Genomic DNA, 8,747 nt, shown 5'->3' on the forward strand with positions numbered 1-8,747 from the left:
CGCCCCGGCGAACCACCCGCTCAGCCTGCGGGGCTGCTGATCTTCGGCCGGGATTCCGGGGCCACGGCGCGCTTGGCGGTCGCGGCCTCGTCGTCGTTCTGGGTCTGCGAGACCCGCTCGGCCTCGACCCGGGCCGTGTAGTTCTCCACCTCGGCGTTGATCCGTTGCTTGTCCCAGCCGAGGATTCCACCCATGAGCTCGGCGACCTGCAGCGCGCACTCGGTGCCGCGGTGGGCGTACTCGATGGAGATCCGGGTGCGCCGGGTGAGCATGTCCTCCACGTGCAGCGCACCCTCGTACTCGGCGCCGTACACGATCTCGGCACCCAGGTAGTCGGGCGCGGCCGCGAGTGGCTTGAGCAGTTCGGGATTGCCCTCGGCGACCGCGAGCACCTCGTGGATCATCGAGCCGTACCGGTTGAGCAGGTGCCGCACCCGGTAGGGATGCAGTCCGTACTGCTCACCGACCTGATCGGCCTGGTTGACCAGTGCGTGGTAGCCGTCCGCGCCGAGCAGCGGCACCTTGTCGGTGATCGACTCCTGCAGCCGCCCGGACAGGTCCGCGCCCGCGGCGTCCACCGCGTCCGCGGCCATCACCCGGTAGGTGGTGAGCTTGCCGCCGGCGATGGCGAACAGGCCCGGCGTGACCCGCGCGACGGCGTGCTCCCTGGACAGTTTGGACGTGCTGTCGCTCTCCCCGGCGAGCAGCGGGCGCAGTCCCGCGTACACGCCCTCGATGTCCGCGTGGGTCAGCGGGGTGGCCAGCACCGTGTTCACGTGTTCGAGGATGTAGTCGATATCGGCCTTGGTCGCCGCGGGGTGCGCGAGGTCGAGGTTCCAGTCCGTGTCGGTGGTTCCCACGATCCAGTGGCTGCCCCAGGGGATCACGAACAGCACCGATTTCTCGGTGCGCAGGATCAGCCCGGTCTCGGCGACGATGCGATCGCGCGGCACCACGATGTGCACGCCCTTGGAGGCGCGCACCTTGAACCGGCCCCTGCTGCCGGAGAGCGCCTGCAGCTCGTCGGTCCACACCCCGGTGCAGTTGATCACCACTCCGGCGCGGACCTCGGTCTCCCGCCCGTCCTCGACATCGCGCACCTTCACCCCGGCGACCCGGTCGGCTTCCTTGACGAAGCCCACCACCTGGGTGGAGGTGCGCACCACGGCGCCGTACCGGCCCGCGGTGCGCGCCACGGTCAGGCTGTGCCGGGCGTCATCGGCCTGCGCGTCGTAGTACCGGATCCCGCCGACGAGCGCATTGCGCTTGAGCGAGGGGAAGACACGCAGCGCACCCGAGCGGGTGTAGTGCTTCTGCGCGGGCACCGAGCGGGCTCCGCCCATCGTGTCGTACATCGCCATACCGGCAGCGGTGTAGGGCCGTTCCCAGATGCGGTGCGAGAGCGGGTAGAGGAAGCTGACCGGCTTGACCAGGTGCGGGGCGAGCCTGGTGAGCATCAGCTCACGCTCCCGCAGCGCCTCGCGCACCAGGCCGAACTCGAGCTGTTCCAGGTAGCGCAGACCGCCGTGGAAGAGCTTCGAGGACCGGCTCGAGGTGCCGCTGGCCAGGTCACGCGCCTCGACGAGGGCGACCTTGAGCCCACGGGTCGCCGCGTCCAGCGCGGCACCGGTGCCCACCACACCGCCGCCGATCACGACGACATCGAAGGTCTCCTCGGAAAGACGGCGCCACGCTTCCTCACGCTGTGCCGGTCCCAACCGTGCTGTCACGTCGTCCCGCCTCCACTCGGTCTCGCGAACAGTGCTCCCGCGGCCCATGCTACGTGCTCGTCCGATTACGCACCCGTTCAGCACGCGCACTGCCCGGTCGTGGACTTCTGGACCCGAGCGAACTAGGTTTTGCGGCACCGTCAGCGTGGAGGTGGTCGTGAATCCGAATTACGGGGAAATCGTCGTCTGGGAGCTCATCGGTACCGCGGTGCTCGTTCTGCTCGGTACCGGTGTGGTCGCCAATAATGTGTTACGCAATACCGGCGGGCGTGGTGGCGGCCCGCTGTTCGTCAACATCGGCTGGGGTTTCGCGGTGTTCGCCGGTGCGAGCCTGGCCGACAAGACCGGGGCGCACCTCAATCCCGCCGTCACCATCGGCAGCGCCATCGCGGGCAAAACCCCGTGGGATCAGGTTCCGTTCTATTTCATCGGCCAAATGGCGGGCGGAATTATCGGCGCGATGCTGTGCTGGGCCACCTACAAGCTGCAATTCGACAAACACGACGAGCCACAGAACACGCTCGGCATTTTCTCCACCATCCCGCAGATTCCGAACAAGCCGTGGAACCTGGTGACCGAGATCATCGGTACCTTCGTACTCGTGGCCTGGGTGCTGCTCTCCCCCGCCGCCGATGTCGCCAAGGACGGGGTGCCGGTGCTCGGCAACTCCGCGCTCGGCTATGCGGGTGTGGCATTCGTGGTGCTGGTCATCGGCACCTCGCTCGGCGGCCCCACCGGGTACGCCATCAACCCCGCGCGTGACCTCGGCCCGCGCATCGCGTACGCCTGGCTGATGCCGGTGAAGGGCAAGGGAAAGCCGCAGTGGGGCTATTCCTGGGTTCCCGTGCTCGGCCCGATGATCGGCGGCGCCGTCGCCGCGCTGCTCTACCTCGCCGTCTCCTGACCGTCTAGAAAGGACACTTGCCGTCATGGCCGACTACATCGCAGCGATCGACCAGGGCACGACCTCCACGCGGTGCATGGTCTTCGACCACTCCGGGCAGGTGGTCGCCGTCGACCAGAAGGAGCACCGCCAGATCTTCCCGGAAGCCGGCTGGGTGGAACACGACGCGCTGGAGATCTGGGCCAACACCCGGGCGGTGACCGCGAGCGCGCTGGCCAACGGGGACCTCACCGCCGCCGATCTGGCCGCGGTGGGCATCACCAACCAGCGCGAGACCACACTGGTGTGGGAGAAGGCCACCGGGAAACCGATCTACAACGCCATCGTCTGGCAGGACACCCGCACCGACAAGATCGCCGAGGAACTCGGCGCGCTCGGCGGCGGACAGGAACGCTACCGGGAACGCACCGGTCTGCCGCTGGCCACCTACTTCTCCGGACCCAAGATCCGCTGGATCCTGGACAACGTCGAAGGGGCGCGGGCCCGCGCGGAGAACGGCGAGCTGCTGTTCGGGAACATGGACACCTGGACGATCTGGAACATGACCGGCGGCCCGCAGGGCGGGGTGCACGTCACCGATCCGACCAACGCCTCCCGCACCCTGCTCATGGATCTGGACACGCTGTCCTGGGATCCGGAGATCGCCGCGGAGATGGGTGTGCCGCTGAGCATGCTTCCCGAGATCAGGTCCTCCTCGGAGGTCTACGGGAAGACCCGGGAACGCGGGGCACTGAGCGGAGTACCGATCGCGGGCATCCTCGGCGACCAGCAGGCCGCGACCTTCGGACAGGCCTGCCTCTCCCCCGGCGAGGCCAAGAACACCTACGGCACCGGGAACTTCGTCCTGCTCAACACGGGCACCGAAAAAGTCATGAGCCGCAACGGTTTGCTCACCACCGTCTGCTACAAGATCGGTGAACGGGACACCGTCTACGCCCTCGAGGGTTCCATCGCGGTGACCGGTTCCCTGGTGCAGTGGGTGCGCGACAACCTCGGGCTGATCGGTACCGCACCGCAGATCGAGGACGAGGCGCGCGCGGTCGAGGACAACGGCGGCTGCTATTTCGTGCCCGCCTTCTCCGGACTGTTCGCCCCGTACTGGCGCTCCGATGCGCGCGGTGCGATCGTCGGGCTCACCCGCTACGTCAACCGCGGCCACATCGCCCGCGCGGTGCTGGAGGCGACCGCCTTCCAGAGCCGCGAGGTGATCGACGCGATGAACGCGGACTCCGGGGTGGAGCTCACCGCGCTGAAGGTGGACGGCGGCATGGTGCTCAACGAGCTGCTCATGCAGTTCCAGGCCGACATCCTCGGGGTTCCCGTCGTGCGCCCGGTGGTCAACGAGACCACCGCGCTCGGTGCCGCCTATGCCGCCGGGCTCGCGGTCGGCTTCTGGTCCGGGGAGGAGGACATCCGGCGCAACTGGGCCGAGGACAAGCGCTGGCAGCCGCAGATGGCCGAGGACGAGCGCGCCGGACAGTTCGCGAACTGGAAGAAGGCGGTCACCAAGACCTTCGATTGGGTCTCCTGAGCCCATGGCCCCGATTCGCGCCGCCGGTGGCGCGGATGCCGGACGGCTCGCCGGGATCCTCGGTGCCGCGTTCGCCGAGGATCCCGTGATGCTGTGGATGTTCCGGGAACGCGAGGACTGCACGGAGGCGGTCACCGTCCTGTTCCGTGCCCTGTTGCACGCGCACTATCTGCGCCGCGGGGTCTGCGCGCTCACCGAGGGCGGGGCCGCGGTCTGGACGACGCCGGGAGCACACGCGTTCGGCGCGCTCGGCGAACTACGCCTCGCCCCGGGTGTGCTGCGTGCCGCACGGCTGCGGATCGACCGGTTGCTCGCCTTCGACTCCCTCAGCAGGAAACATCAGCCCCGCGAACCGCACTGGTACCTGCACCTGCTCGGGGTGGAACCGCATGCGCGCGGCAAGGGTATCGGCGGCGCACTGCTCGAGAGACAGCTCGCGGTGATCGACGAGGCCGGGCTGCCCGCTCATCTGGAGAGCACGAACGAACGCAATATTCCGCTCTACGAACGGCATGGCTTCACCGTCACCGCGCAGGTGCGTATCCGGCCCGGCTCCCCCGAGTTCTATCCGATGTGGCGCCCGGCCGGCGGTCCGGACTGAACGTGGACGGCGGGTGCGGATCCCCTCCCGAATCCGCACCCGCACGACTGCCCCCGGTCGCACCAAGTGTTCCGGCGCTCAGCGTCGCACCCGGTGGAAGGCGGCCGCCCCGGTCAACCCGCCGAACAGGGTCGCGGCGGCACCGCCCCCGATCAGCCAGCCGGTGTCCGGTTTCCCGGGCACACCATCGAGATCCGCGTACCCCGCCATGGCCCCGTCGCCCGCTTCCGCCGCGCCGTGCGGTTTCGGAGCGACCTGTTGCACGGAATCCCTGTTGTCCCGGTCACCGCCCACCTGTTGCCCCGAGCTCGCCGAAACCTGTTGCGGTACAACAGTTTCCGCCATCGCCGGTGCGGTGAGCAAGGCACCGAACGCGATCGCGGCGGCCACCGTGCACAGGCGTCCAGCCGCCTTGGACATGCGTTGTTTCCCCTTCACCGGCCGTGGTTTCCCGAATCCCTGCACAGAGAAAGACGCCCGTGCCCGGTTTCGGTTGCCTCTAGCCGCGGAAAAGATCGGCGTAGACGATGACGTTGTCCCGATAGCTGCGCTCCGCGCGGTTGAAGGAACCGCCGCAGGTGATCAGCCGCAGCTCGGGTTTGGTGGTATTGCCGTACACCGCCTGGGTGGGGAACTCGTCCTTGGGCACCTGGTCCACCGCTCGCACCCGGAAGCGCGCGGTTTTCCCGTCCGCGCGGGCGATGTCGACCTCCTGCCCCGTCTTGACCTTGTCGAGGTCGTAGAAGATCCCCTTCTTGTGGTTCCCGTCGACGTGGCCGAGCACGACCGCCGGGCCGACCTGCCCCGGTGTGGGTCCGTTCTGGTACCAACCGGCCTGACGCGGCTGGCTCACCGGTGGTACCGCGACGCTCCCGTCGGACTGCAGGCCGAGCTGGACGAGGCTGGATTCCGCGCCGATACTGGGAATGGCCAGTCGCACCGGCGTCGACCGCGGCATTCCTGCCTGCGCTGCGGAACTCGCCGCGGGTTTGGGTGCCGCCTGCCCGGCGGGTTGCGCGCTCGGTCCCGCGCAACCCGCCGCGAACAGTACGGGTGCCACCGCCGCGACCACCGCCGTCGCGAGGCGTGCCCTTCGCATCGGCTCAGCGAAGGCCGGCGAGCGATCCGTCACCGGTCTCCGCGGCACCCTTGGGCACCACGGTCACCTGGTGCTCGCTGATCGGCACCGGCTTCGAGGGCTTCTTCGCACCGAGCACCGTCAGGCTCGCCGAAAGCGGTTTGCCCGCGCAGCTCGACGTGACCGAATAGGTTCCCGGCTTGACCGAGGCGACGGTGGCGTTCTCGTACAACGAGCCGGCCGCGCCGTCGGCCCTGCCCATCCGCAGCGCGGGAGAACTCGTCGAGCCCTTGTCCCCGAGGCAGGTCAGTCGCACCACGACGCTCTGGCCGGGGCGGGCGGACTGCGGGGAAACGGTCAGCGCCGAACCTTCGGAGTCGCCACCGGGCTGCGTGGTCGTCGGCTCCGGCTTGCTCGTCGTGGGTTCCGGCTGGCTCGTGCTCGTCGGAGCGGGTGAGCTCGTCGGATCCGCCGAGGTGGTCGGTGCGGGGGCCGCGGTCGGTTCCGGAGCAGGGGCACTCGCCGCGGAGGCGCCGATGCCGGTCGCAAGTACGAGGACGCCCGCGCCCGCGGCGCTGGTGATCAACCTGAAACTCTTACGCGAACTGATACGCATTCGTGACCTCCGAAAAATACCGAGCGATTACCGAACTACCGCAAACGAAATGCCTGCGGTAAACCGTCGAATCGCTTCGAGCGGTGTTTATTTCGAACCCTTCCGGAAGGTCTCACTCAAAAGACGCCCGTTGGCCCGGAAAGGTTGCCACGTATCGAAAAAATCCGCCTCTGCGCAGATCAGCCGCGTTACCGGTGCGTCAGTCCAGGTCGTCGTGGCGCATCAGCTGGCGTCCGGCCTCGGTGATCGAACCGGACAGCGAGGGGTAGACGGAGAAGGTCATCGCGAGGTTGTCCACGGTGAGCTGGTTCTGCACGGCCAGGGTGATCGGCAGGATCAGCTCGCTCGCCCGCGGTGCGACGACCACACCGCCGACGACGACCCCGGTCGCCGGGCGGCAGAACAGCTTGACGAAACCGCGGCGCAGCCCGTCCATCTTGGCCCTGGCGTTCGTGGCCAGCGGGAGCATCACGGTGCGCGCGGGCACCTCGCCGGCGTCGATCGCCTGCTGGCTGATCCCCACCGTGGCGATCTCGGGGTGGGTGAACACGTTCGCCGCGACCGTCTTGAGCTTGATCGGGGCAACGCCCTCACCGAGTGCGTGCCACATCGCGATCCGGCCCTGCATCCCGGCCACCGAGGCGAGCATCAGCACACCGGTGCAGTCGCCCGCGGCGTAGATCCCGGACACCGAGGTGCGCGAGACCCGGTCCACCGAGATGAACCCGCCCTTGTCCGGTTCGATGCCGACCCGTTCGAGGCCGATACCTCCGGTGTTCGGCACCGAACCCACGGTCATCAGTGCGTGGCTGCCGGTCACGGTGCGCCCGTCGGAGAGGCGCACGACCACCCCGTCCTCGGTGCGCTCCACGGCATCCGCGCGGGCGTGCTTGAGCACCTTGGTGCCGCGTTCGGCGAACACATCCTCGAGCACCGCCGCCGCGTCCGCGTCCTCGTGCGGCAGCACCCTGTCCCGGCTGGAGACGAGGGTGACCTGTACACCCATCTCGGTGTACGCGGAGGCGAACTCGGCGCCGGTGACCCCGGAGCCGACCACGATCAGGTGATCCGGGAGCTGGTCGAGTTCGTAGAGCTGGCGCCAGGTCAGTACCCGTTCGCCGTCCGGCTCCGCGCCGGGGAGCACCCGGGGATGCGCGCCGGTGGCGATGAGCACCACATCGGCGGAAAGTACCTCGGTTCCGCCTTCGGTGAGCTCGACCTCGATGCTGTGCTGCGCCAGCCCCGGTGCCTCGTCGCAGAACCGCGCGGTCCCGTTGAGCATCCGCACGCCCTCGCGCTGCAGCCGGGCCCGGATGTCGGCCGACTGGGCGAGCGCGAGTCCCTTGACCCGGCCGTGCACCGTCGGCACGTCCACAACGGCCTTCTCGGTGTCGGCGTGGATGCCCAGTTCGTCGACCGCGTGAAAGGAGGACCGGGCCCCCGCCGAGGCGATGAAGGTCTTCGAGGGCACGCAGTCGTAGAGCACGCACGCGCCGCCGAGTCCTTCCTCCTCGACGACCGTCACCTCCGCGCCGTGCTGCGCCCCGACGAGCGCCGACTCGTATCCGGCGATCCCACCGCCCATGATCACGATGCGGGTCACGTGCTGGCCTCCCTCTCACCCGAGAACTCGCTCGTTACCGTACGCGCGCGCGAACGAATACGGACGCACGGGGCACGGCCCGCAACCCGCGCGGGAGTGATCGAATAGTCTGTCTCCGTGGCGTTGTATGCAGCTTATGGGTCCAACATGGATCCGACGCAGATGGCCGAGCGCGCCCCGCACTCCCCGATGTCCGAAACGGGGTGGCTCATCGGGTGGCGTCTCACGTTCGGCGGCGAGGACATCGGCTGGGAGGGTGCGCTCGCCACGATCGTCGAGGATCCCGACTCGCAGGTCTTCGTGGTGCTCTACGACGTGACGCCGTACGACGAGGCGCGGCTGGACCGCTGGGAGGGTTCCGAGCTCGGGTTGCACAGCAAGATCCGGCTGCGGGTGCAGACGCTCGGCGGTTCGGTGCTGTCCTGGCTGTACGTGCTCGATGCCTACGAGGGCGGACTCCCTTCGGCGCGCTATCTCGGTGTGATGTCCGATGCCGCGGAGGCGGCCGGTGCACCCGCCGACTACGTGGCCTCGCTGCGCACCCGGCCCTGCCGGGGCATCGGTCCGTGACCGGCCGCCCTCCCGGAATCGCCTAGCGCGGCACCGAGCCCGGTGCCGAGTTCGGCGAGCCAGTCCGTGCCGGGTCCGGCGCGGATCAGGCTCCATCCGCGCCGGACCCGGCAC

Annotated in this window: 9 protein-coding genes; 4 read left to right on the top strand and 5 right to left on the bottom strand. The window is 68.8% G+C overall.

Annotated elements, in window-relative coordinates; translation table 11 throughout:
- Positions 1-20: 20 nt before the first annotated feature.
- Positions 21-1,778, bottom strand: a complete 1,758-nt coding sequence (locus AD72_RS14085) for a glycerol-3-phosphate dehydrogenase/oxidase (protein ID WP_031466948.1) — start codon at positions 1,776-1,778, stop codon at positions 21-23.
- Positions 1,779-1,887: 109 nt separating this feature from the next.
- On the opposite strand from AD72_RS14085, the gene AD72_RS14090 reads away from it, so the two are divergent.
- From AD72_RS14090 to AD72_RS14100, 3 genes are read left to right on the top strand one after another with little or no spacing between them, the layout of a single operon-like run.
- Entirely contained in the window at positions 1,888-2,634 is a 747-nt protein-coding gene (locus AD72_RS14090) for an MIP/aquaporin family protein (RefSeq protein WP_031466949.1), read from the top strand.
- Positions 2,635-2,659: 25 nt separating this feature from the next.
- Positions 2,660-4,165 carry a glycerol kinase GlpK gene (gene glpK / locus AD72_RS14095; RefSeq protein ID WP_031466950.1) on the top strand — a complete coding sequence of 502 codons (1,506 nt, stop codon included), beginning with the start codon at positions 2,660-2,662 and terminating at the stop codon, positions 4,163-4,165.
- Between the two features lie 4 nt (positions 4,166-4,169).
- Positions 4,170-4,766 (top strand): GNAT family N-acetyltransferase, encoded by a 597-nt coding sequence (locus AD72_RS14100; RefSeq protein WP_037345810.1) that lies wholly within the window; start codon positions 4,170-4,172, stop codon positions 4,764-4,766.
- Between the two features lie 78 nt (positions 4,767-4,844).
- Here AD72_RS14100 and AD72_RS14105 read toward each other — a convergent pair whose 3' ends face one another.
- From AD72_RS14105 to AD72_RS14120, 4 genes are all read right to left on the bottom strand, one after another.
- Positions 4,845-5,186: a hypothetical protein gene (locus AD72_RS14105; protein ID WP_156365186.1), complete on the bottom strand. Its 342-nt coding sequence runs from the start codon at positions 5,184-5,186 to the stop codon at positions 4,845-4,847.
- A 79-nt stretch (positions 5,187-5,265) separates the two neighbouring features.
- Entirely contained in the window at positions 5,266-5,865 is a 600-nt protein-coding gene (locus tag AD72_RS14110) for a class F sortase (protein ID WP_031466953.1), read from the bottom strand.
- 4 nt (positions 5,866-5,869) lie between these two features.
- Positions 5,870-6,430, bottom strand: a complete 561-nt coding sequence (locus AD72_RS14115) for a hypothetical protein (protein ID WP_197284969.1) — start codon at positions 6,428-6,430, stop codon at positions 5,870-5,872.
- Positions 6,431-6,659: 229 nt separating this feature from the next.
- Positions 6,660-8,063 carry an NAD(P)H-quinone dehydrogenase gene (locus AD72_RS14120; protein WP_031466955.1) on the bottom strand — a complete coding sequence of 468 codons (1,404 nt, stop codon included), beginning with the start codon at positions 8,061-8,063 and terminating at the stop codon, positions 6,660-6,662.
- A gap of 117 nt (positions 8,064-8,180) precedes the next feature.
- On the opposite strand from AD72_RS14120, the gene AD72_RS14125 reads away from it, so the two are divergent.
- Positions 8,181-8,633, top strand: a complete 453-nt coding sequence (locus AD72_RS14125; RefSeq protein WP_082468942.1) for a gamma-glutamylcyclotransferase family protein — start codon at positions 8,181-8,183, stop codon at positions 8,631-8,633.
- Positions 8,634-8,747 lie beyond the last annotated feature (114 nt).

It is taken from the genome of Sciscionella sediminilitoris (assembly GCF_000737195.2).
In the GTDB taxonomy this organism is placed as follows: Bacteria; Actinomycetota; Actinomycetes; order Mycobacteriales; family Pseudonocardiaceae; genus Sciscionella; species Sciscionella sediminilitoris.